The organism is Enterobacter sp. Y17 (assembly GCF_019730495.1).
In the GTDB taxonomy this organism is placed as follows: Bacteria; Pseudomonadota; Gammaproteobacteria; order Enterobacterales; family Enterobacteriaceae; genus Enterobacter; species Enterobacter asburiae_B.
On sequence record NZ_JAASKP010000004.1, the window covers coordinates 93,149 to 117,674 of the forward strand.

The window sequence follows — 24,526 nt, forward strand, 5'->3', positions numbered from 1 at the left end:
GCGAAGTTACTGATATGAACGCTCCATTTAGCTACTCTTCACCCACGCTCAGCGTTGAGGCGTTAAAGCACTCCATCGCCTACAAGCTGATGTTCACCATCGGGAAAGATCCGGTTATCGCCAACAAGCACGAGTGGCTGAACGCCACCCTGTTTGCGGTGCGTGACCGCTTAGTTGAACGCTGGCTGCGCTCAAACCGCGCCCAGCTCTCGCAGGAAACGCGTCAGGTTTACTACCTGTCGATGGAATTTTTGATTGGCCGCACGCTGTCCAACGCGCTGTTGTCGCTCGGTATTTATGACGACGTCAAAACCGCACTCGAAGAGATGGGGTTAGATTTAGAAGAGCTGATCGACGAAGAGAACGACCCGGGCCTCGGCAACGGCGGTCTGGGGCGTCTCGCCGCCTGCTTCCTCGACTCGCTGGCGACGCTGGCGCTGCCGGGCCGCGGCTACGGTATTCGCTACGACTACGGTATGTTCAAACAGAACATCGTCGACGGGCGCCAGAAAGAGTCGCCGGACTACTGGCTGGAGTACGGCAACCCGTGGGAGTTTAAGCGCCACAATACGCGCTACAAGGTGCGCTTTGGCGGACGTATCCAGCAGGAAGGCAAAAAATCCCGCTGGGTAGAAACGGAAGAGATCCTGGCCGTGGCCTACGATCAGATTATCCCCGGCTATGACACCGATGCCACCAACACGCTGCGCCTGTGGAGCGCCCAGGCCAGTAGCGAAATCAACCTCGGTAAATTCAACCAGGGGGACTACTTTGCGGCGGTGGAAGACAAAAACCACTCCGAAAACGTGTCCCGCGTGCTGTACCCGGATGACTCGACCTACTCAGGTCGCGAGCTGCGCCTGCGTCAGGAGTATTTCCTCGTCTCCTCGACGATTCAGGACATCCTCAGCCGCCACCATCAGCTGCACAAAACCTACGCCAACCTGGCGGAGAAAACCGCGATCCACCTTAACGACACCCACCCGGTGCTCTCCATTCCGGAGCTGATGCGCCTGCTGATCGACGAACACAAGTTCAGCTGGGATGACGCGTTTGAAGTGACCTGTCAGGTATTCTCCTACACCAACCACACGCTGATGAGCGAAGCGCTGGAAACGTGGCCGGTAGACATGCTCGGCAAAATCCTGCCGCGCCATCTGCAGATTATCTTTGAGATTAACGACTACTTCCTCAAGACCCTGCAGGAGCAATACCCGAACGATACCGGGCTGCTGAGCCGCGCTTCCATCATTGATGAATCGAACGGGCGCCGCGTGCGCATGGCCTGGCTGGCGGTCGTCATCAGCCACAAGGTCAACGGCGTGTCCGAGCTCCACTCGAACCTGATGGTGCAGTCGCTTTTTGCGGACTTCGCGAAAATCTTCCCGACGCGGTTCTGCAACGTGACCAACGGCGTCACGCCGCGCCGCTGGCTGGCGCTGGCCAACCAGCCGCTCTCTGAGGTGCTGGACGAGAATATCGGCCGTACCTGGCGTACCGACTTGAGCCAGCTGAGCGAGCTGGAACAGCATATTGATTTCCCGACGGTGAACAAAGCCGTGCGCGAAGCCAAGCTGCTGAACAAAAAGCGTCTGGCGGTCTGGCTGGCGATGCACCTCAACGTGGTGGCAAACCCGAAAGCGCTGTTTGACGTTCAGATCAAACGCATCCACGAATACAAGCGTCAGCTGATGAACGTGCTGCACGTGATCACCCATTACAACCGCATTAAGGCCGATCCAACGGCCGAATGGGTGCCGCGCGTGAAGATCTTCGCCGGTAAGGCGGCCTCCGCCTACTACATGGCGAAGCACATCATTCATCTCATCAACGACGTGGCGAAGGTGGTCAACCAGGATCCGGACATTGGCGACAAGCTGAAGGTGGTTTTCATTCCAAACTACAGCGTAAGCCTGGCGCAGATGATCATCCCGGCGGCGGATCTCTCTGAGCAGATTTCCACGGCGGGTACGGAAGCATCCGGCACCAGTAACATGAAGTTTGCTCTTAACGGCGCGCTGACCATTGGTACGCTTGACGGGGCGAACGTCGAGATGCTGGAGCACGTGGGCGAAGAAAATATCTTTATCTTCGGTAATACGACGGAAGAGGTGGAGGCGCTGCGCAGGAAAGGCTACTCGCCGCGTCAATATTACGAAGAGGATGAAGAGTTACGTCAGGTGCTGACGCAGATCGCGACCGGCGTGTTTAGCCCGGATGAACCGAGCCGCTATCGCGATCTGGTCGATTCGCTGATTAACTTTGGCGATCACTACCAGGTGCTGGCGGACTATCGCAGCTACGTGGACTGTCAGGATAAGGTTGACGAGCTGTACCGTCAGCAGGAGAAGTGGACCAGCGCCGCGATGTATAACATCGCCAATATGGGCTATTTCTCGTCCGACAGGACCATCAAGGAGTATGCCGAGACGATCTGGCATATTGATCCGGTGAGGTTGTAAAAGCAAAACGGCAACCTCGGTTGCCGTTTTTAGTGTTTGTTCCCTCTCCCTGTGGGAGAGGGTCAGGGTGAGGGCATCAGCCCGCACCGATCGTATTACGACGCCAGCGACAGCTCACGCTTCCCCGCATTTTGCTGTAACCACTGCGCCACGCGAGACTGTTGCTCGGCGTTGAGCCACATCCCTTCTTTGGTACGACGCCAGATAGCATCATCCAGACGACGAACCCACTCGTGCTCAACCAGGTAGCGCAGCTCGGCTTCGTACAGCTCGTGGCCGAAATGTTCGCCCAGATCCGCAATGTCCTTCGCGTCGGCCAGGAAAAGCTCGGTATTGCTGCCGTAGGTGCGGGCATAGTGGCGCGCCATCCCTTCGGTGATGAACGGGAAGCGACGGCGCAGCTTCGCGGCGTAATCATCGCGATTGTCGCCGATATCACCGCCGGGCAGTACCGCGCCTTTGGTCCACGCCGGGCCAATACCTTTATAGTACGGTGCCAGTTTTTCCAGCGCGTGCTCGGCCAGCTTGCGGTAGGTGGTCAGCTTGCCGCCAAACACGGAAAGCAGCGGCGCCTGACCGTCAACGTCGTGAATATCGAGCGTGTAGTCGCGAGTAATCGCCTGCGGTGAGTCAGACTCGTCATCGCACAGCGGACGCACGCCGGAGTAGGTCCAGACCACGTCGTCGCGTGACAGCTGTTTCCTGAAGTGCGTGTTATACACTTTGAGCAGGTAGTTCACTTCGCTCTCGTCGATCTCGACGTTCTTCGGATCGCCTTTGTACTCCACGTCGGTGGTACCGATGATCGAGAACTCGTCCATCCACGGGATCACAAACACGATGCGCTTGTCTTCGTTCTGCAGAATGTAGGCCTGCTTTTGCGTATGCACGCGCGGTACCACAATGTGGCTGCCCTTGATCAGGCGAATGCCGTACGGCGAAGGCAGATGCATGCCGTCGTCGAAGAACTGCTTCACCCACGGGCCGGTGGCGTTCACCAGACCGCGCGCTTTCCAGCTGAATTTCTCGCCGGTATCGATGTCTTCCGCTTCTACAATCCACAGGCCGTTTTCACGACGGGCAGAGGTCGCACGGGTACGGGTTTTCACCTCGCCACCTTTCTTCTCGACCATCTGGGCATTCGCCAGCACCAGACGCGCATCGTCCACCCAGCAGTCGGAATATTCGAAACCGCGCACGATTTCAGGCTTAAGGACCGATTCTGAGCCAAAACGCAAACCTGTCGAACCCGGGAGGCTGGTGCGTTTACCCAGATGATCGTACATAAACAGACCGATTCGAATCATCCACGCCGGACGCAGATGCGGGCGATGGGGCAGGCGGAAGCGCATCGGAATCGCCAGATGCGGGGCCATTTTCAACAGCACTTCACGTTCGGCCAGTGCTTCACTGACCAGGCGGAATTCGTAGTGTTCCAGGTAGCGCAGGCCACCGTGAATCAGTTTGGAGCTGGCGGACGACGTCGCGCAGGCGAGGTCGTTAGCTTCCAGCATCAGTACGGATAAACCGCGTCCTGCGGCATCGACCGCAATACCGGCACCGTTGATGCCACCGCCTATCACAATCAGATCTTTGGTTTCCATAACACCCTCATGCACTTTCGTTAAAGCTCAAAAATGTTCGATATCGCTCATAATAGCAAAGGAACGCGCTTTTGGTAACATCAAAAAAACAATTTAGAGTGATATGGATAACATAATGGCGTTTACCCGCCGCCAGGACGTACACTACGGGGTAAAATAGTGCGACTAACTTTTCTCCCTCTCCCCGTGGGAGAGGGCTGGGGTGAGGGCATCAGCGCGCACCCAACCTGAACAACAGAAAGAGAACACCATGGATCAGTTTGAATGTATTAACGTAGAAGAAGCCCACCAGAAGATGCACCAGGGAAAAGCGGTGCTGGTGGACATCCGCGATCCGCAGAGTTTTGCGATGGGCCACACGCCGGGCGCGTTTCATCTCACTAACGACACGCTGGGCGCGTTTATGCGCGATAACGACTTCGAGACGCCGGTGATGGTCATGTGCTACCACGGCAACAGCAGCAAAGGCGCGGCGCAGTATCTGCTTCAGCAGGGCTACGACGCGGTGTACAGCGTCGACGGCGGCTTCGATGCCTGGCATCGTCATTTCCCGGCAGAAGTGGAATACGCTTTTGAGCGCTGATCCCGCTATACTGTCCCCTTTTGTGTGGAAATAAGCGACCGCTGCCCATGTTGATGATCACCTCTTTTACCAACCCGCGCGTCGCCCAGGCGTTTGTCGACTATATGGCGACGCAGGGCGTTATTCTGACCATTCAGCAACATACGCAGACCGACGTCTGGCTGGCCGACGAGAGCCAGGCCGCGCGCGTAAACGAAGAGCTGGCGCGTTTTCTTGAGAACCCCGGCGACCCGCGCTATCTGGCGGCCAGCTGGCAGTCCGGGCAGACCGACAGCGGACTGCACTACAGCCGTTTTCCCTTCCTCGCCACCATCCGCGAGCGCGCCGGCCCGTTTACGCTGCTGCTGATGGCGGCCTGCATTATCGTTTTCATCATTATGAACGTGGTGGGCGACCAGAGCGTGATGATTGCCCTGGCCTGGCCCTATGACCCGTCTCTTGAGTTTGACGTCTGGCGCTACTTTAGCCACGCGCTGATGCACTTCTCGGTGATGCATATCCTCTTCAACCTGCTCTGGTGGTGGTATCTCGGCGGCGCTGTTGAAAAGCGTCTGGGCAGCGGCAAGCTGATCGTTATCACCCTTATCAGCGCCCTGCTGAGCGGCTATGTGCAGCACAAGTTCAGCGGGCCGTGGTTCGGCGGGCTGTCGGGCGTCGTGTATGCCCTGATGGGCTATGTCTGGCTTCGCGGGGAGCGCGATCCGGAAAGCGGCATCTATCTGCAGCGCGGATTAATAACCTTTGCGTTAATATGGCTTATTGCCGGATGGTTTGATCTGTTTGGTATGTCTATTGCCAACGGTGCGCACGTCGCCGGGCTGGCCGTGGGGCTGGCGATGGCCTTTGCCGACACGCTCCATGCGCGAAAACGAACATAATTCTCAGGGATAATTGATGAAACAAACACAACGTCATGACGCTATTATCGAACTGGTAAAAAAACAGGGATACGTTAGCACCGAAGAGCTGGTGGAGCAGTTTGCCGTCAGCCCGCAAACCATCCGTCGTGACCTGAACGACCTGGCCGATCAGAACCGCATTCTTCGCCACCACGGCGGGGCGGCGCTGCCGTCCAGTTCGGTCAATACCTCCTGGCATGACCGTAAAGCCACGCAGACGGCAGAGAAAGAGCGCATTGCCCGCAAGGTCGCCAGCCAGATCCCGAACGGGGCGACGCTGTTTATTGATATCGGCACCACGCCGGAAGCGGTCGCCCATGCGCTGCTGGATCACGAGAACCTGCGCGTGGTCACGAACAACCTGAACGTGGCCAATACCCTGATGCAGAAAGATGACTTCCGCATCATCCTCGCGGGCGGCGAACTGCGCAGCCGCGACGGCGGCATTATCGGCGAAGCGACCCTCGATTTTATCTCTCAGTTCCGCCTCGACTTCGGCATTCTCGGGATCAGCGGCATCGACAGCGACGGCTCGCTGCTGGAGTTTGATTATCACGAGGTGCGCACCAAGCGCGCGATTATTGAGAACTCACGTCACGTGATGCTGGTGGTCGACCATTCGAAGTTTGGCCGAAATGCGATGGTAAACATGGGCAGCATCAGCATGGTGGATGCTGTTTATACCGACGTGATGCCGCCGGCGGGCGTGATGCAGGTGATTAAAGATAATAATTTGCAGTTAGAGTTGTGTTAAAAGCCGTTCACCCTCTCCCAGTGGGAGAGGGCCGGGGTGAGGGCATCAGACCGCAGAGGTCCTAAACGCCATACCCCATCATCTTCAACAGCTGCTGCGCATGCTGCACCGCATCCTGACGATGCGCCACGCCCAGCTTCTGATACAGATTGCGGATATGCGTTTTGATGGTGGTCGCCGCCACCGCAAGCTCACCGGCAATCTGCTCGTTGCTGTAGCCTGAATAGATCAGACCCAGAACCTGCCATTCGCGCTGGGTGAGCGGACTGGTGCGGATAAGCTCCGGCACTTCCGGGTGGTTCAGCAGACGTTCAACGAAGTTCTCATCAAAATGCGCGAACTTGTGTCGATGATGCTGGTTAATCTCGCGAAGAATGCGCTGGGCGCGATGCTGGTCCAGCTCCGGCAGCGTGTTGAGCTGAATAAGCTGACGCAGCTGCTGCGCCATCACTTCACCTTCAATTACAAAGTGGCTGATAAAACCGGTGCGGTTAGCCAGCTGCAGCGCTTCCAGCAGCACGCGCTGGGCATCGTTTTTACGACCCGCCTGCCAGTAAAGCTGGTTCAGCAGCAGCAGGTTGCGGTTCAGGTCGCTCATCAGACGCAGGCTGCGCGCGTTCTCGTTCAGCTCTTCCAGCACAATCTCTGCGGGCTCTAATTCACCGAGCAGGATCTGCGCGCGGGCAATGTTGCGCCACTGGCTCTGCAGGAAGTGGTTGTTCGCAAATTCGGGTTTTGGCGTCTGACGCAGCCAGTTGGCGGCGGATTTTTTATCGCCGGTCATCTGCCAGTAAATCACCCGGACCTTATCGGCGTTTGAGACCCAGTCGCTGTGATACTGACCGTTGCCGAGCAGGTTCTCCAGGCGGTTCAGATGGTTGCGGGCGTTATCGAGATCGCCGCGTGCCAGCGAGCATTGTACCAGCAGCGCCAGACACTGCAGCTGCTGCTGAGGCTGGAAGCTGGAAAGGACATCCACACCCTGGCGGGCGCAGTTTTCTGCTTCATCCAGACGCGACCATGCCCACAGCAGCTGAGCGCGAATACGCAACAGGAACTCGTGCATCGGCAGCTGTTCCAGGTGCTGTTCACGAATCAGCTGGAACGCTTTTTCCTGGTTTTCCCAGGCGGCCTGCAGGAATCCCTGCGCGAATAAAATCTCGCTCTGTTGGATCAGGCTCCACAGCGCGTAATGCCAGACATCATGACGACGCGCCATCTGTTCGGTTTGCTGCATCAGTGAAAGCGAACGCGTGAGGTCGCCTTTGCAGTGCAGCACTTCACCGTGCACAGAGGTCGCCACGATGCGGCTGTAGAAGTTAGCCAGCGGCAGTTCATCCAGCGCGACCATCGCCAGCCGTTCAGCTTCGTCCGGGTCGCCGTCGTTAATGGCCACCTGAGCGCGCAGCGCGTTGAACTCGCCGTGCAGGGTGGTATCCATTTCGCTTTCCATCTCCTGCTCGGCGCGCGCCAGCAGGGTGTTCACTTCGCTGTAGCGGTGCTGGCTCTGCATCAGCCAGGCCTGCAGCAGCACCAGACGCGGGTTCTCCAGCAGGCTTTCCCACGGCAGGGCTTTGAGAGACTCTTCCAGCAGGGTCAGCTCGCTGTGGTTAAACAGGCCCCACGCATGGTTGAGGAGGATATCGCGCAGCATGCTGGCATCACCGGCGGCCAGCGCGTGGTGGATGGCCTCGCTCGGGAAGCCTTGCGCCATCCAGCTTTCGGCAGCGGCGCGGTGGATCTCCGGCAGTTCAACCGCCAGTTCCCACTGACAGCGCTGGCGCAGGAAGCTGCCAAACAGCGGGTGATAGCTAAACCACTCGCCGGGATCGTCCATGCGCGTCAGGAAAAGGCCCTGACGTTCAATCTCTTCGAGCTGCAGCTGACCGTTTTCACAGCCCGTCACGCGCACGATGAGCGCATCGTTCATGGAGCGCAGCAGAGAGCTTTTCAGCAGGAAATTACGCGTCGAGGGATCGACGCTGTCCAGTACCTCATCCACCAGGTAGTCGGAAAGGTGACTGGCGTTGATGCCCGCCAGACGCCGCGCAGACTGATGCGCCGGACTGTTGTTTTGTCGGGCAGAGAGCGCGATAAGCTGCAGCGCCGTGGCCCAGCCGGCAACGTCATCACACAGACGGCTGCTCTCGGCGGCCTCAATCGGTGATGTCAGGCGGCAGTCAAAGAACTGTTTCGCTTCCTGGTGGGTAAAGGCCAGCTGCTGGCTGCCCACTTCCAGAAGCTGATCGCGCACGCGCAGGTTGGCAATACCCAACTGCGGCAGGTTGCGTGACAGCACCACTAAAGTCAGGTTTTCCGGCTGATGGCGCAGGAAGAAACGCATCGATTCATGAATCACCGGATTCGTGATGAGATGGTAATCGTCGATCACCACGTAAAGCGGACGATGCCATTCGGCCAGTTCGATAAACAGCTGAGAGAAAAGGGAGGAAAGGCTGGCGTACTGGCGCTTTTGCACCATCACCTCACTGGCGACGCAGTGTCCATGGGTGGCTTGCTGTATGGCGGCAATCAGATAGCTGGCAAAACGCTCCTGCTGGTTATCGCCCTCGTCGAGGGAGTACCAGCCAAGATCGCTTTTACCCGCGGCCCATTGCGAAATGAGCGTTGTTTTTCCATAGCCTGCAGGGCTCGTAACCAGCGCCAGTCGGAAATTATGCGCGCCGGAAAGTTTAGCCAACAGACGCTCGCGGACCACTGTATGGTCAAGACGAACCGGGCGACTTAATTTAGACGGAATCAACATAGGTTTCACTTCACTGTGGGGAACGAGAGATTTTATTTTTTTTGCGCTTCGTAATTAATACGATATAAGGTCGAACAGAAAGAGAACTATTGCAAGTTATGTCTGGGTTTTGTGGTTCTGAATTTGCACTCTGTCACAAAACATTCAGGCAAATGTTGGAACTTTCTCGAAAGGGCCGTAACGCCGCGTCACTGCTGGTTTGTCTGTATACATTGCCGCTGCGCTGAAACTGGTTTCAGAAAGGTATAGTGACGTCAAATTTAATAAAGTGCGGGTAAAGTTGAGTGAGAGTAATAGTCTTTTGAGATCTGTCCCGATGGCTAAATTATTATTCTACGTAAGTAATCATTTCAGAACGGATTAATTTCACCCGAAACTGCATTTCATTTCTTTGACATTCTCCCCGGTTACTTTTTTATCTTCCGGGCACACTCGAACTATGCTCTGAGAGTGGCCTCGATCACACTTTTATGCTCATCCCCGCTACTCCTCCCTGTCTAATCCCCCACAGGAGGAGGAAGAGGGGAAATGAGCCAGGCACACTAGCGCCAACTTGTGTTTTCTTTCTAAAGGATGCCGATCCCCTATGTCACAGCCTACCTTCAACAAAGCTCAATTCCAGGCTGCCCTGACGCGTCAGTGGCAGCGTTTTGGCCTTCATGCTGCAAACGAGATGACGCCTCACCAGTGGTGGCAGGCCGTGAGCGGTGCGCTCGCAGAACAGCTGGATGCTCAACCTTTGGCAAAGCCGGTGAAGAACCAGCGCCATGTAAACTACATTTCAATGGAATTCCTGATTGGCCGCCTGACGGGCAACAACCTGTTGAACCTCGGCTGGTATCAGGACGTTGGTGACGTCCTTAAAGAACACGACATTAACCTGACCGACCTGCTGGAAGAAGAGATTGACCCGGCGCTGGGCAACGGCGGTCTGGGACGTCTGGCGGCCTGTTTCCTCGACTCCATGGCGACCGTCGGCCAGTCGGCAATTGGCTATGGCCTGAACTATCAGTATGGCTTGTTCCGTCAGTCGTTTGCCGATGGCCATCAGATGGAAGCGCCGGACGACTGGCATCGCAATACCTATCCGTGGTTCCGCCACAACGCGCAGCTGGATGTGCAGGTCGGTATTGGCGGGAAAGTGACAAAGCAGGGGCTCTGGGAACCGGCGTTCACCATTACCGGTGAAGCCTGGGATCTGCCGGTGCTCGGCTACCGTAACGGCGTGGCGCAGCCGCTGCGTCTGTGGCAGGCGAAGCACGCGCATCCGTTTAACCTGACCAAATTCAACGACGGCGATTTCCTGCGCGCCGAGCAGCAGGGCATCGACGCCGAGAAGCTGACCAAAGTCCTCTACCCGAACGACAACCACCTGGCCGGTAAAAAGCTGCGCCTGATGCAGCAGTACTTCCAGTGCGCCTGCTCCGTGGCGGACATTCTGCGTCGCCATCATCTGGCGGGCCGCAAGCTGGCGCAGCTGCCGGACTTCGAAGTGATTCAGCTCAACGACACGCACCCGACGATTGCGATCCCGGAACTGGTGCGCGTGCTGATCGACGAGCACCAGCTGAGCTGGGATGACGCCTGGGCCATCACCAGCCGTACCTTTGCCTACACCAACCACACCCTGATGCCAGAAGCGCTCGAGTGCTGGGATGAGAAGCTGGTGAAAACGCTGCTGCCGCGCCACATGCAGATCATCAACAAGATTAACGACCAGTTTAAAACCCTGGTGGATAAAACCTGGCCAGGCAACAAAGCGGTCTGGGCGAAGCTGGCGGTTGTGCATGACAAGCAGGTGCGCATGGCGAACATGTGCGTGGTCAGCGGCTTTGCGGTGAACGGCGTGGCGGCGCTGCACTCGGATCTGGTGGTCAAAGATCTCTTCCCGGAATACCACCAGCTTTGGCCGACCAAATTCCACAACGTGACCAACGGCATCACGCCGCGTCGCTGGATCAAGCAGTGCAACCCGCTGCTGGCCGGTCTGCTGGATAAGACCCTGAAGAAAGAGTGGGCCAACGATCTGGACCAGCTCATCAACCTGGAAAAATACGCTGACGACGCGAAATTCCGCGAGCAGTACCGCGCGATCAAGCTGGAGAACAAGGTTCGCCTGGCGGAGTTTGTGAAAGTGCGTACCGGCATTGAGATCAACCCGAATGCCATTTTCGATATCCAGATCAAACGTCTGCACGAGTACAAACGCCAGCACCTGAACCTGCTGCATATTCTGGCGCTGTACAAAGAGATCCGCGAGAACCCGCAGGCCGACCGCGTGCCGCGCGTGTTCCTGTTCGGTGCGAAAGCGGCACCGGGCTATTACCTGGCGAAAAACATTATCCTCGCCATCAATAAAGTGGCGGCGGCGATCAACAGCGATCCGAAAGTGGGCGACAAGCTGAAGGTGGTGTTCCTGCCGGATTACTGCGTCTCGGCGGCTGAAATGCTGATCCCGGCGGCGGATATTTCCGAGCAGATCTCGACGGCAGGTAAAGAAGCGTCCGGTACCGGCAACATGAAGCTGGCGCTGAACGGCGCGCTGACCGTCGGTACGCTCGACGGGGCAAACGTCGAAATCGCCGAGAAGGTCGGGGAAGAGAATATCTTTATCTTCGGCCACACCGTGGAAGAGGTGAAGGCCATCAAGGCCAAAGGCTATGACCCGGTGAAATGGCGTAAGAAAGACAAAGTGCTCGACGCGGTGCTGAAGGAGCTGGAAAGCGGTAAATACAGCGACGGCGACAAGCACGCGTTTGACCAGATGCTGCACAGCATGGACAAACACGGCGGTGACCCGTATCTGGTGATGGCGGACTTCACGGCCTATGTAGAAGCGCAAAAGCAGGTCGACGTGCTGTATCGTGACCAGGAGGCGTGGACCCGCGCGTGCATTCTGAACACCGCCCGCTGCGGTATGTTCAGCTCTGACCGTTCAATCCGTGATTATCAGGCCCGTATCTGGCAGGCAAAACGCTAAGGAAGCGCGATGGAGAGTAAACGTCTGGACAGCGCCGCGCAGGCGGCGGGGATCAGCCTCAGTTACATTAATGCGCACGGCAAACCGCAGTCTATTGGCGCCGACACCAAAAGACGTTTGCTGGATGCCATGCACAAAGCCGACGCGAAAGCGTCGGTTGCGCCGGTGCCGAACGTGAAGGTGTTCACCGCAGGCAAAAAGATGCCGCTGGCGGTGGAGGGGCGCGGCGAGTTTAGCTGGCTGCTTACCACCGAAGAGGGGCATCAGCACAAAGGCCACGCCACCGGCGGCAAAACGTTAAACCTTCCGGCGAAGCTGCCGGAGGGGTATCACACCTTAACGCTCACCCAGGACGATCGTCGTTTCCACTGCCGGGTGATCGTCGCGCCAAAACGCTGCTACGAGCCGCAGGCGTTGCTCGAAGGCAAAAAGCTGTGGGGCGCCTGCGTGCAGCTCTATACGCTGCGCTCCGACAGCAACTGGGGCATCGGTGATTTTGGCGATCTGAAAAAGATGCTGGTGGATGTGGGCGAGCGCGGCGGCGCGTTTATCGGGCTCAACCCGATCCACGCGCTCTATCCGGCCAATCCGGAGAGCGCCAGCCCGTACAGCCCGTCGTCCCGTCGCTGGCTGAACGTGATTTATATCGACGTTAACGCGTTAGATGACTTCAAAAACAGCAAAGAGGCGCAGGCGTGGTGGAAACTCAGCACCACGCAGCAGGCCCTGAAGCAGGCGCGCGACGCGGAGTGGGTGGACTATTCCACCGTCACGGCGCTGAAAATGGCCGCGCTGCGTCTGGCGTGGAAAGGCTTTTCGCAGCGCGATGACGAGCAGATGGCCGCGTTCCGCCAGTTTGTGACGCAGGAGGGCGAGAGCCTGTACTGGCAGGCGGCGTTTGATGCGCTGCACGCGTATCAGGTGAAGGAGGACGAAATGCGCTGGGGCTGGCCGGTCTGGCCGGAAGCGTATCAGTCTGTCGACACGCCTGAAGTAAAAGCGTTCTGTAAAAAATATGCCGATGAAGTGGACTTCTACCTGTGGCTGCAGTGGCTGGCGTACAGCCAGTTTGCCGCCTGCTGGCAGGTGAGCCAGGGCTATAAGATGCCGATCGGCCTGTATCGCGATCTGGCCGTCGGCGTGGCAGAGGGCGGCGCGGAAACCTGGTGCGACCGTGAGCTTTACTGTCTGAAAGCCTCCGTCGGCGCGCCGCCGGATATTCTTGGGCCGCTCGGTCAGAACTGGGGGTTGCCGCCGATGGATCCGCACGTCATGGCGTCGCGCGCCTACGAGCCGTTCATCGACCTGCTGCGCGCGAACATGCAGAACTGCGGCGCGCTGCGTATCGACCACGTGATGTCCGTGCTGCGTCTGTGGTGGATCCCGTACGGTGAAACGGCCGATCACGGGGCGTACGTGCAGTATCCGGTTGACGATCTGCTGTCGATCCTGGCCCTGGAAAGTAAACGCCACCAGTGCATGGTGATCGGTGAAGATCTCGGTACCGTGCCGGTGGAAATTGTCAGCAAGCTCCGCGACAGCGGCGTCTACTCCTATAAAGTGCTCTATTTTGAAAACGACCATGAGAAAACCTTCCGCGCGCCGAAAGCGTACCCTGAACAGTCAATGGCAGTCGCGACGACGCATGACCTTCCTACGCTTCGTGGCTATTGGGAAAGCGGCGATCTGACGCTCGGCAAAACGCTCGGGCTGTACCCTGATGAAGAGGTTTTGCGCGGCCTGTATCAGGATCGCGAGCTCTCCAAACAGGGGCTGCTGGATGCGCTGCACAAGCAGGGCTGTCTGCCGAAACGTGCCGGACATAAGGCGTCATTGATGTCGATGACCGCTACCCTCAATCGCGGCTTGCAGCGCTATATTGCCGACAGCAACAGCGCCCTGCTGGGTCTGCAGCCGGAAGACTGGATTGATATGGCGGAGCCGGTGAACATTCCGGGCACCAGCTATCAGTACAAGAACTGGCGTCGCAAGCTGTCCACATCGCTTGAGAAGATGTTTGCCGATGACGGGGTGAACAAGCTGATTAAGGATTTGGACAAACACAGAAGGGCGGTGGGCAAGAAGCGGTAGTTTCACCCTAACCCTCTCCCGGAGGGAGAGGGAATAGAATGTAGGCCGGGTAAGCGTCAGCGCTACCCGGCTTTTTTACATCAAACCACCATATTCAACAGCAGTACCCCGACCAGACCGCACACCGAAATAATGGTTTCCAGCGCGGACCAGGACTTGATGGTTTCACCGATCGTCAGGTTGAAGTACTCCTTGAACAGCCAGAAGCCAGGGTCGTTAACGTGAGAGAAAATCACGCTACCGGAACCGACGGCGATAACCATCAGCTCAGGGCTAACACCCGTGGTCGCAATCAGCGGGGCAACGATACCGCCCGCGGTGATTGCCGCAACGGTCGCAGAACCCAGCGCAATACGCAGAACCGCGGCAATAGACCAGGCCATCAGGAGCGGCGATACGTTGGTTTCATGCATCATGGCAGCGATGTATTTATCCACCCCGCTGTCGACCAGAACCTGCTTGAATGCGCCGCCACCGCCGATGATCAGGAGCATCATGGCAATGATTTTGATGGACGAGGTCAGCGTGTCGTTGATCTGATCCATTGAACGACCGCGGTTCAGGCCGAAGGTGAACATCGCGATCAGCACCGCAATCAGCGTTGCCATGACCGGGTCACCGAGGAATTCCGCAACGGACAGGAACGGATGACCTTTCGGCAGAATCATCTCCGCCACGGCACGCATCGCCATCAGGATCACCGGTACCAGAGAGGTCCAGACGCTGACGCCAAAGCCCGGCATCTCTTCTTCGGTGAAGGTTTTGGCGCTGTACAGACCTTCCGGAATCGGCTTATCAATGCCTTTCAGGAAGCGGGCATAAACCGGGCCCGCCAGAATCACGGTTGGGATCGCCAGAATCGTACCGAACAGCAGGGTTTTACCCATATCCGCGTGGAAAATGGTTGCGATAGCGGTTGGACCCGGGTGCGGCGGCAGGAAGCCGTGAGTCACGGACAGCGCCGCAGCCATTGGCACACCGACATACAGCAGCGGGATGTTTGCCGCAGCCGCGATGGTGAACACCAGCGGCAGCATCAGCACGAAGCCCACTTCATAGAACAGCGCGAAGCCGACGGTAAAACCGGTTAATACCACCGCCCACTGGATGTTCTTCTTGCCAAATTTGGCAATCAGCGTGGTGGCGATTCGCTGCGCGCCCCCGCAGTCTGCCAGCATTTTGCCGAGCATGGCGCCGAAGCCCATGATCAACGCCAGGCTGCCGAGCGTACCGCCGACGCCGGCTTTGATGGAACTGATAACTTTAACCAGCGGCATACCCTGCATCAGACCGACTGCAAGTGCCACCAGAACCAGAGCGATAAATCCGTTCATTTTGAAACGGATCATCAAGAGCAGTAATAACACAACACCGATAGCAACGATGACTAATGGCATGATTTACCTGGCCTTTGAATTGTTATGGGTAACGTCATTGTTTCAACGACAAATTCCGATTGTCCCAACTGGGAACAGAGTGTTAACGGCACTCATACTGATGCCTTCGAAACCATTAAGTTTAGTCGGCTGTTATAAGGATGCTGAGTGCCCACGAGAATGATACGGGTAACATGGCTCGATTGAGAATCACCCTGGGAGGCTAAATTTGAATTATGAGACGCAGGTCAACATATGGGAGGTAAACGCAAAACGGTAACCATGAGGTTACCGTTTTTAATGTTTTCACCCTCTCCCGTGGGAGAGGGCCGGGGGTGAGGGCATCAGACCTCACTATTTCTGTAGGCCCGGTAAGCGCAGCGCCACCGGGCGATACAGACGGATACTGAATTAGTAGTAAGAGTGCTCGCCGCGCTGGTGCTCGGTCAGGTCACGCACGCCTTTCAGTTCCGGGAACTCGTTCAGCAGCTGCTTCTCGATCCCTTCTTTCAGCGTTACATCGACCATTGAGCAGCCGTTACAGCCGCCGCCAAACTGCAGAATGGCAAAACCTTCGTCGGTGATTTCCATCAGGGAAACACGACCGCCGTGGCCCGCCAGCTGTGGGTTGATCTGGGATTGCAGCAGATACTCAACGCGCTCCATCAGCGGGGCATCGTCAGACACTTTACGCATTTTCGCGTTCGGCGCTTTCAGGGTCAGCTGAGAACCCAGCTGATCGGTGACGAAGTCGATCTCCGCATCTTCAAGATACGGTGCGCTCAGCTCATCAACGTAGGCGGTGAGCTGTTCAAATTTAAGGGCAGTGTCAGTCGCTTCCACAGCATCCGGAGGACAATAAGAAACACCACATTCTGCATTCGGAGTGCCTGGATTAATCACAAACACGCGGATCTGCGTCCCTTCTTCCTGATTTGCCAGCAGTTTGGCAAAGTGCGCTTGTGCAGAATCGGAAATACGGATCATAGCTTTGGCCTAATAGTTGACTAAATTACCTGGGTATAATCATACGCCCATTGAAGAAGGGCTACAAGGTACGGCACAGACACCATACCTGAACCGACGCGGCGCCGCTTCGCAAAAGCAGTCGGGAAAGTTCAGCAACGGTACTGCCCGTGGTGACGACATCATCCACAATCGCGATATGGAGACCGTCAACCGGCAATTCAAGGCGAAAGGCATTTTTGAGGTTTCTTTTGCGAAGCCGTGCGCTGAGCTGATGCTGGATGGCGGTGGCATGAACGCGTGTCAGCGCGCGGGCCTCATACCGGCAGCCGAGCCACCGCGCGAGGGGACGGCAGAGCAGGTCACTCTGGTTATAGCCGCGCCGCCAGTGCCGACGGCGGTATAAGGGGACATTCACCACCATGTCAATTTTCGGCAGTGCCCGGTGACGTCGCGCCTGCAAAACCGCCAGCAACAGCAGTCGGGAAAGGGGCTGTGCCAGCGAGCTCTGCCCGGAAAACTTCAGCGCGTGGATCAGCCTGTTCAGCGGCGGAACATAATCATCCACTGCCACCAGCGCACTCCACGGCGGGGATTTTTTCAGGCAGCGGCCACAGGGCAACGAGGGGTTCGTGGCCGGTAAACCACATTGTGGACAGATCCCGATACGCCATTGCAGCGATCGCGTGCAGACGGAGCAGACGCCCCACCCGCTGAGCGCCAGCGGCATTTGGCATAGCCAGCACAAGCCGGGTACTGTTAGCATGTGCAACCTCCATGTGAAAAAAGAGAACAGTAACTGATGAAGACGCTGTGGTGGCAGACCGTCGGGACAGGAAATTGCCATCTTGTGCTGCTGCACGGATGGGGCCTGAATGCGGAGATATGGCATTGCATACGTGAGGAACTTGCCTCGCATTTCACGCTGCATCTGGTGGATTTACCCGGCTTTGGCCGCAGCCGCGGGTATGGCGCGTTGTCGCTTGATGAAATGGCGCAGCAGGTTCTGGACGCTGCGCCGCAAAACGCGGTCTGGCTGGGCTGGAGCCTGGGCGGGCTAGTGGCGAGCCAGATTGCGCTGTCGCGGCCTGAACGCGTAAAAGCGCTGGTGACGGTGGCGTCATCGCCCTGTTTTAGCGCGCAGGAAGAGTGGCCGGGGATCAAGCCTGACGTGCTGGCGGGCTTCCAGCAGCAGCTGAGCGAAGATTTCCAGCGGACCGTAGAGCGGTTCCTGGCATTGCAGACAATGGGCACTGACACCGCGCGTAAGGATGCCCGAACGCTGAAGCAGACCGTGCTTTCGCTGCCGATGCCGGAGGTTGAGGTGCTAAACGGCGGACTTGAGCTCCTGAAAACGGTTGACCTGCGCGAGCCGCTGGCCGCGCTGACGGTGCCGCACCTGCGTATCTACGGTTATCTCGACGGGATTGTGCCGCGCAAAGTGGTTCCGCTGCTGGATTCGCTCTGGCCGGAGAGTGAATCGCAGATTATTGCCAAAGCCGCACATGCCCCGTTTATCTCTCATCCGACGGAATTTTGTTCAGCGCTGATTGCGTTAAGTCAACGTTTCGACTGATTATTTTCTATCCTGCCTGGAAAAAGTAACACACCGCAACCATACTCCAGATGTCGTTGCGGTTGTTCTGCCTACGATAATCAAAACAACAATCCTATGGAGAGTCAGGCTATGAAACTTGTTACAGGTATTGTCACTTCTCTGGTTATTGGGTCACTGTCATTTGGCGTCTTTGCGGCAAAAGAGCTGGAAAAAGATAAAGTTGCCGGCATGAATCTGACGAAAATTGGTGAGATTTCTACGTCTGACACCACCGCGCCGATGGATGCTCGCAGAGAGCTGTCGAAGAAAGCGGATGAGCTGGGCGGAACGTACTACGTCGTCACCAGTGCAGAAAAACAGACCAAAAACGTACGCGCAACGGCGGACGTCTACAAGTAATACGATAAAGCCGGGCAGCGATGCCCGGCTTTGTTAACGCAGCGTCCACCACTCCCTGAGGCAGGCCTTTCCTTCCGGACAGCTTTTACAACTGCCGGAGAGACAACCGTCCGCTTCTTCCTGAATCCGCACGGCTTTCCCCATGGCTTCCAGTCTTTCCAGCATGGCATCGATCATCGGCTGCGGCGTATGCAGGCTGAGGCTCAGCTGTTTCGCCTCCATTCGCCCTTGCAGTGCCAGCAGGTCACGAACCTGAATCAACGATGCCATGGTTTGCTCCTTAGTGACAGTCGCCCGCCGGGCTGCTGCAGCAGGTCGCGGCGGTTTTACGGTTTGCCAGCAGGTCGATGTAGACGCGGCTGCGCGCACGCCGCAGCAAACCGAGCACTATCACGTTAAACAGCACAACCGCGAGAATACAGACCAGGCTGTAGCGCGGATGCTGGCTGAAATTAACGGTTTGATAAAAGAGCGTCGACAGCGAGTACGCAATGTTTAACCCCCACAGGATGGAGAAGCCCATCCAGCCGCGGCTGGACTCGCGGGCAATCGCCCCCATCACGGAGATGCACGGAATGTAGAGCAGGACAAAGATGAGGTAGCTGTAGGCCGCGGACGCGCTGCCAAATTTCTCGCCCATCACGCCCATGGCACCTGTTGCCATTTCGCCGTCACCTTTGCTGGCCTCAATAGGGTTCGCCAGCACGCTCAGGCTGAAGGTGTCTTTCAGGCTCTGCCAGGTCTCCTCTACGGCACCCAGCAGTTCATGACCGAGATGAAACTCTGCCGGATTAAATTCCTGTTCCTGAATGTTCTCTGCGGTGTAAAGCGTGTTCAGGGTGCCGACAACCACCTCTTTCGCCATCGCGCCGGTGAATAGCCCGACGGTTGCCTGCCAGTTATCCTCATGCACGCCAATCGGTTTGAAGACCGGCGTGATGACGCGGCTGACGGAGGCGAGGGCAGAGTCGTTGATGTTATCTGCCGCCTGCCCGCTGAGGGTGAAGCTGTTCAGCGCGCTCAGGAAAATGCTGACGATGACAATCACCTTACCGGCGCGCAGCACAAAGCCCTTCAGGCGCTGCCAGGTCTGGATCGCCAGGCTTTTCAGATGCGGCACGTGATACACCGGCAGCTCCATCACAAACGGCGACGCTTCACCGCGCATGATGGTGTGCTTCAGCATTAAACCGGTAAGAATAGCCATCACGATGCCCAGCACGTACAGCGAAAAGACCGCCAGCGCGCCCTGCTGACCAAAGAAGGCTGCGGCAAAGACCGCAAAGATGGCCAGACGGGCACCGCAGGACATAAACGGCGCCATCATGATGGTCATCAGACGTTCACGCGGCGCATCCAGGGTGCGTGCGCCCATCACCGACGGTACGTTACAGCCGAAGCCGACAATCAGCGGGACGAAGGATTTACCTGGCAGACCCAGCGCCTGCATCAGACGATCCATCACGAACGCGGCGCGCGCCATGTAGCCGGAATCTTCCAGGAACGAGAGGAACAGATACATCATGCCGATCTGCGGCACCAGAGGCAGAACGGTGTTGATACCGCCGCCGATCCCCTGTGCGAGGAAGATGGTTAACCATTCAGGGAAGTGCAGAGTGTAACCCACCCACTGAATTCCGTGAACGAAGACCGCGACGGAACCGGCGTCGAAAATAGGCTGGAGGGCGCCGCCGATGTTAATGGCGAGCAGGAACATCACGTACATCACCAGCAGGAAGATGGGCAAACCGAGGAAGCGGTTAAGCACGACCTTATCCACCGCTGCCGTAAAGCGGCTGGGCTCTGCCGTCAGCGCGTTACTGACAACGTCGCAAATCGAGGCGATGGCCTGGTAACGCGCGTCGGCGATGTGCAGCGCCGGGTCGTCCAGCTCGTCGCTAAGACGGGCCACCGTCGCGTCCAGCTTATCAGCCGCATGCCCGGCGTAAGCGCGGCTGTAGATATCCCCTTCCAGCATCTGCAGGCCAAGCCACAGGCGCTGTTTCGCAGGCATGCTTTTGTCCATCTCCTGCGCCAGCACATTGGCTTCGCGCAGGAGAGGCTGCGCGTAATGCACCAGCTCAATGTCATGATTTCCCTGGTGACGGTCAATGGCCAGCTTCAGCGCATCAATACCGCGAGCGCGCGTCGAGACCAGCGGAACGACCGGGCAACCCAGGCGCGCGGAGAGGGCATCGACGTCGATACGAAGCTTTTGTTTCTCCGCAATGTCGAGCATGTTGAGCGCCACGATGCAGGGGATGCCCAGCTCCAGCAGCTGCAGCGTCAGATAAAGGTTACGTTCGAGATTGGATGCGTCGACCACGTTGATCAGCAGGTCCGCGTCGCCGCCAAGAATATAGTGGCAGGCAATCTGCTCATCGAGCGAGGTTTGCGACGAAATGGTGGTTAAGGAGTAGGTGCCGGGAAGGTCAACCAGCGTCACCTGGTTGTCCGTTGTCGTGAACTGGCCCTCTTTACGTTCAACCGTCACGCCCGCCCAGTTGCCCACTCGCTGGCGGGCTCCGGTTAGCTGGTTAAAAAGCGTAGTCTTGCCGGAATTAGGATTGCCAATTAAGCCAATAGTTAACTTTTTCATTTTTTTAGACTCACTGAAACCGCTGGCTTGTTATCGGGATAAGGCTTCGACTTCTATTAACGCGAGGTCTTTCTTACGCAGCACCAGATTCACGCGGCGGGTTTCGATATGAACCGGATCGCCCAGCGGCGCCACGCGCACGACCTGGAATGACGAGCCGGGCAGCATGCCCAGCGACAGCAGCTTTTGCCGATAGGCTGGGCTAATTTCGCGGGTAAAACCGGTAATCTTCCATGCACTGTCTGGAGTGAATTGCATAACGCCTGATTCCACGAAAGGTTAAATTATCTACTATGGGATGATAATGAGAATAGTTTTTATCAGCAATATTAAAACTGTGACGGAATGTTGTTTACGGTATTAATTTACGGCCTGTTTGACCTGGCTCAATATTTGCTGAATTGCCAGGAAAACGAAAAGGGGAGTATTTGTTAACGGGGTGATAATTCGTGGTTTAAATATGGCTATGCAATCGGTTTCATATATTTCGATATGATTTTATTCCCCCACCCATGAGGACGAGGGGGAAAGACCGCACCGTGCGATCCCCTCTCCCCTTTGAGGAGAGGGTTAGGGTGAGGGGCATTGTAACCTTAGCGTTTCTTACCCATCGCTGCCGCCAGCGCATCCATCATCGCGCTGTTGCCTGCAGGCTGAGCATCACGTCCGCGCGGTTTTGCCGCTTTTGCGGCCGGGCGCTGCTGCTCGCGGCCACCGCCATTGCCGCCGCGGCGCGCGCTGGTGTCGCCCGGCTGCTCGTCCAGACGCATGGTCAGCGCGATACGCTTGCGCTGCAGATCGACTTCCAGCACTTTCACCTTCACGATGTCGCCCGCTTTGACCACGGTGTGCGGGTCTTCAACGAACTTGTCGGCAAGGGAAGAGATATGCACCAGACCGTCCTGATGCACGCCGATATCCACAAACGCGCCAAAGTTAGTGACGTTGGTCACCGCGCCTTCCAGCACCATGCCGGGCAGCAGGTCGTTCATGGTTTCCACGCCGTCAGCAAAGGTCGCCGTCTTGAACTCAGGACGCGGATCGCGGCCCGGCTTTTCCAGCTCTTTGATGATGTCGGTGACGGTGGGGACACCAAATTTGTCATCGGTGAAATCAACGGCTTTCAGGTTGCGCAGGGCGCTGCTGTCACCCATAAGATCTTTCAGTGCCTGCTGGGTGGCGGCCAGAATGCGCTCCACAACCGGGTACGCTTCCGGGTGAACGGTGGAGGCATCCAGCGGGTTATCGCCGTGGTTGATGCGCAGGAAGCCCGCACACTGCTCAAAGGCTTTTGGCCCCAGACGGCTCACCTTCAGCAGCTGCTGACGGTTCTGGAACTGGCCGTTCTCATCACGCCAGGCGACGATGTTCTGCGCCATCATGCGGGTTAAGCCCGCCACGCGGGTCAGCAGGGGAACGGAAGCGGTATTCAGGTCAACGCCGACGGCGTTTACGCAGTCTTCCACCACCGCATCCAGCTTGCGCGCCAGCTGAGTCTGGCTCACGTCGTGCTGATACTGGCCCACGCCGATGGATTTCGGGTCGATCTTCACCAGCTCCGCCAGCGGATCCTGCAGGCGGCGTGCGATAGAGACCGCACCGCGCAGGGAAACGTCCAGGTCCGGGAACTCCTGGGCCGCCAGCTCGGACGCGGAATAGACGGATGCTCCCGCTTCGCTGACGATCACTTTCTGCGCCGTCACTTTCGGGAACTGCTTCTGCACGTCGAGGTAGAAACGCTCGGTTTCGCGTGAGGCCGTACCGTTGCCGATAGCAACCAGCTCCACGTTGTATTTTTCGCACAGCGCCGCTACCACGACGGCCGCTTTCGCTGCCTGGCCGGTGTGCGGATAGATGGTATCGGTCGCCACCAGCTTACCGGTGCCGTCAACCACAGCGACCTTCACGCCGGTACGCAGGCCCGGATCGAGACCCATGGTCGCGCGCAGGCCGGCAGGGGCGGCCATCAGCAGGTCGTGCAGGTTACGGGCGAAGACGTTAATCGCTTCATCTTCGGCGCGCTCGCGCACGGTGCCCATCAGCTCGGTTTCGAGGTGCATCAGCACCTTGATGCGCCAGGTCCAGCTCACCACGCCTTTGCGCCAGCTGTCCGCCGGGGCGTTGTTCAGGCGCAGGCCGAGATGGTCGATAATGATCTGCTCGCAGTGGCTCTCTTTCGGCGGCTCGTCAAACTGCGGGTCGGCGTTCAGGGAGAGCTGGAGTACGCCTTCGTTTCGGCCGCGGAACATCGCCAGCGCGCGGTGTGAAGGGGCGGTAGAAATCGGTTCGTGGTGATCGAAGTAGTCGCGGAATTTCGCGCCTTCTTCCTCTTTACCCGCGACGACGGTAGAGACGATGTGGGCATTCTTCCACAGGTAATCACGCACTTTAGCGAGCAGGGCGGCGTCTTCGGCGAAGCGCTCCATCAGAATGTAGCGCGCGCCGTCGAGGGCGGCCTTGGTGTCCGCTACGCCTTTGTCGGCGTCGATGAATTTGGCGGCTTCGGTTTCCGGATCGTGGGACGGCTCGTTCCACAGCAGGTCGGCCAGCGGCTCAAGACCCGCTTCAATCGCAATCTGCCCGCGCGTGCGGCGCTTCGGTTTATACGGCAGATAGAGATCTTCGAGTTCGGTTTTGCTCAGGGTGCCGTTGATGGCGCTTTCAAGCTCGCTGGTCAGCTTGCCCTGTTCGCCGATGGATTTGAGGATCGCCTGACGACGTTCTTCCAGCTCGCGCAGATAACCCAGACGGGTCTCCAGGTTACGCAGCTGCGTGTCATCCAGACCGCCGGTGACTTCCTTACGATAGCGTGCAATAAACGGCACGGTGTTCCCTTCATCAAGCAGGCGAACGGCAGCTTCTACCTGTTCGGCTCTGGCCTGAATATCACCCGCAATAATGCGGCAGAGCGAATCTTTCATCATGGCTTTATCATCTGTTGAGTCGAAAAATCAGGGGATAGTTATACGGGCTGACACGGCAAAATGCCAGCCGGGGAGGGCGCTCTCGGACTATTTTACGTAGACGATCTCATTGACGTACCAGCTGGCTTCACCGGCTGGAGTCTGAACGACGGCCAGATCGCCCACTTCCTTTTTGAGCAGCGCGCGAGCCATCGGGGAGTCGATGGAGATGTAGTCCTTACGACCAAAAATTTCATCGTAGCCGACAATGCGAAAACGCAGAATGTCGCCATCGTCGTTTTCAATCTCCACCCACGCGCCGAAGAACACTTTGCCCTCCTGCTGCGGGGAGTAATCGACAATTTTGAGATTCTCGAGACACTTCGTCAGGTAGCGAACCCGGCGGTCAATTTCGCGCAGCCGCTTTTTGTTGTACTGGTAGTCAGCGTTTTCGCTGCGATCGCCCAGGCTTGCCGCCCAGGTCACCTTTTTGGTTACTTCAGGACGCTCTTCGCGCCAGAGGTAATCCATCTCTTTTTTGAGCTTTTCGTACCCTTCGCGGGTGATCAGGGGCGTTTTCATGGT

Annotated in this window: 18 protein-coding genes; 8 read left to right on the forward strand and 10 right to left on the reverse strand. The window is 57.4% G+C overall.

Features of this window, described 5'->3' with window-relative positions:
• The first annotated feature begins 14 nt into the window (after positions 1-14).
• Positions 15-2,462, forward strand: coding sequence for a glycogen phosphorylase (glgP, locus tag HCH49_RS18000; RefSeq protein WP_029740650.1), 2,448 nt, complete (start codon positions 15-17; stop codon positions 2,460-2,462).
• A gap of 95 nt (positions 2,463-2,557) precedes the next feature.
• On the opposite strand, the gene glpD is transcribed toward glgP, so the two are convergent.
• Positions 2,558-4,066 (reverse strand): glycerol-3-phosphate dehydrogenase, encoded by a 1,509-nt coding sequence (gene glpD, locus HCH49_RS18005; protein WP_069303382.1) that lies wholly within the window; start codon positions 4,064-4,066, stop codon positions 2,558-2,560.
• 250 nt (positions 4,067-4,316) lie between these two features.
• Between glpD and glpE the strand changes: the two genes are divergently transcribed.
• From glpE to HCH49_RS18020, 3 genes are read left to right on the forward strand one after another with little or no spacing between them, the layout of a single operon-like run.
• Positions 4,317-4,649, forward strand: a complete 333-nt coding sequence (gene glpE / locus HCH49_RS18010) for a thiosulfate sulfurtransferase GlpE (protein WP_006177908.1) — start codon at positions 4,317-4,319, stop codon at positions 4,647-4,649.
• 47 nt (positions 4,650-4,696) lie between these two features.
• Positions 4,697-5,527: a rhomboid family intramembrane serine protease GlpG gene (glpG, locus tag HCH49_RS18015; RefSeq protein WP_045888427.1), complete on the forward strand. Its 831-nt coding sequence runs from the start codon at positions 4,697-4,699 to the stop codon at positions 5,525-5,527.
• 16 nt (positions 5,528-5,543) lie between these two features.
• Complete coding sequence (locus HCH49_RS18020) at positions 5,544-6,302, forward strand: DeoR/GlpR family transcriptional regulator (RefSeq protein ID WP_008503060.1); 759 nt, start codon at positions 5,544-5,546, stop codon at positions 6,300-6,302.
• A gap of 61 nt (positions 6,303-6,363) precedes the next feature.
• Here HCH49_RS18020 and malT read toward each other — a convergent pair whose 3' ends face one another.
• On the reverse strand, positions 6,364-9,069 hold the full coding sequence (malT, locus tag HCH49_RS18025) for an HTH-type transcriptional regulator MalT (protein WP_221703145.1): 2,706 nt from the start codon (positions 9,067-9,069) through the stop codon (positions 6,364-6,366).
• 586 nt (positions 9,070-9,655) lie between these two features.
• On the opposite strand from malT, the gene malP reads away from it, so the two are divergent.
• The gene (malP, locus tag HCH49_RS18030) at positions 9,656-12,049 is read left to right on the forward strand and encodes a maltodextrin phosphorylase (RefSeq protein ID WP_221703149.1); all 2,394 of its coding nucleotides are present in this window, start codon (positions 9,656-9,658) and stop codon (positions 12,047-12,049) included.
• Positions 12,050-12,058: 9 nt separating this feature from the next.
• Positions 12,059-14,140: a 4-alpha-glucanotransferase gene (malQ, locus tag HCH49_RS18035; protein ID WP_221703151.1), complete on the forward strand. Its 2,082-nt coding sequence runs from the start codon at positions 12,059-12,061 to the stop codon at positions 14,138-14,140.
• 80 nt (positions 14,141-14,220) lie between these two features.
• On the opposite strand, the gene gntT is transcribed toward malQ, so the two are convergent.
• The 3 genes from gntT to gntX form a co-directional block, all read right to left on the reverse strand.
• Complete coding sequence (gene gntT, locus HCH49_RS18040; protein WP_039263070.1) at positions 14,221-15,537, reverse strand: gluconate transporter; 1,317 nt, start codon at positions 15,535-15,537, stop codon at positions 14,221-14,223.
• A gap of 390 nt (positions 15,538-15,927) precedes the next feature.
• The gene (gene nfuA, locus HCH49_RS18045; RefSeq protein ID WP_008503055.1) at positions 15,928-16,503 is read right to left on the reverse strand and encodes a Fe-S biogenesis protein NfuA; all 576 of its coding nucleotides are present in this window, start codon (positions 16,501-16,503) and stop codon (positions 15,928-15,930) included.
• Between the two features lie 61 nt (positions 16,504-16,564).
• Entirely contained in the window at positions 16,565-17,248 is a 684-nt protein-coding gene (gntX, locus tag HCH49_RS18050) for a DNA utilization protein GntX (RefSeq protein ID WP_033146826.1), read from the reverse strand.
• Between the two features lie 36 nt (positions 17,249-17,284).
• Between gntX and bioH the strand changes: the two genes are divergently transcribed.
• Both bioH and HCH49_RS18060 read left to right on the forward strand, forming a co-directional pair.
• Positions 17,285-18,058, forward strand: a complete 774-nt coding sequence (bioH, locus tag HCH49_RS18055; protein WP_045888430.1) for a pimeloyl-ACP methyl ester esterase BioH — start codon at positions 17,285-17,287, stop codon at positions 18,056-18,058.
• Positions 18,059-18,169: 111 nt separating this feature from the next.
• On the forward strand, positions 18,170-18,439 hold the full coding sequence (locus HCH49_RS18060; RefSeq protein ID WP_033146824.1) for a YdgH/BhsA/McbA-like domain containing protein: 270 nt from the start codon (positions 18,170-18,172) through the stop codon (positions 18,437-18,439).
• 33 nt (positions 18,440-18,472) lie between these two features.
• Here HCH49_RS18060 and feoC read toward each other — a convergent pair whose 3' ends face one another.
• From feoC to greB, 5 genes are all read right to left on the reverse strand, one after another.
• Positions 18,473-18,709: a [Fe-S]-dependent transcriptional repressor FeoC gene (feoC, locus tag HCH49_RS18065; protein WP_048976275.1), complete on the reverse strand. Its 237-nt coding sequence runs from the start codon at positions 18,707-18,709 to the stop codon at positions 18,473-18,475.
• Positions 18,710-18,719: 10 nt separating this feature from the next.
• Complete coding sequence (gene feoB / locus HCH49_RS18070; protein WP_221703152.1) at positions 18,720-21,038, reverse strand: Fe(2+) transporter permease subunit FeoB; 2,319 nt, start codon at positions 21,036-21,038, stop codon at positions 18,720-18,722.
• Positions 21,039-21,068: 30 nt separating this feature from the next.
• Positions 21,069-21,296 (reverse strand): ferrous iron transporter A, encoded by a 228-nt coding sequence (gene feoA / locus HCH49_RS18075; RefSeq protein ID WP_008503050.1) that lies wholly within the window; start codon positions 21,294-21,296, stop codon positions 21,069-21,071.
• Between the two features lie 335 nt (positions 21,297-21,631).
• Positions 21,632-23,962, reverse strand: a complete 2,331-nt coding sequence (locus HCH49_RS18080; protein WP_045403361.1) for a Tex family protein — start codon at positions 23,960-23,962, stop codon at positions 21,632-21,634.
• 87 nt (positions 23,963-24,049) lie between these two features.
• Positions 24,050-24,523 carry a transcription elongation factor GreB gene (gene greB / locus HCH49_RS18085; protein WP_033146820.1) on the reverse strand — a complete coding sequence of 158 codons (474 nt, stop codon included), beginning with the start codon at positions 24,521-24,523 and terminating at the stop codon, positions 24,050-24,052.
• Positions 24,524-24,526 lie beyond the last annotated feature (3 nt).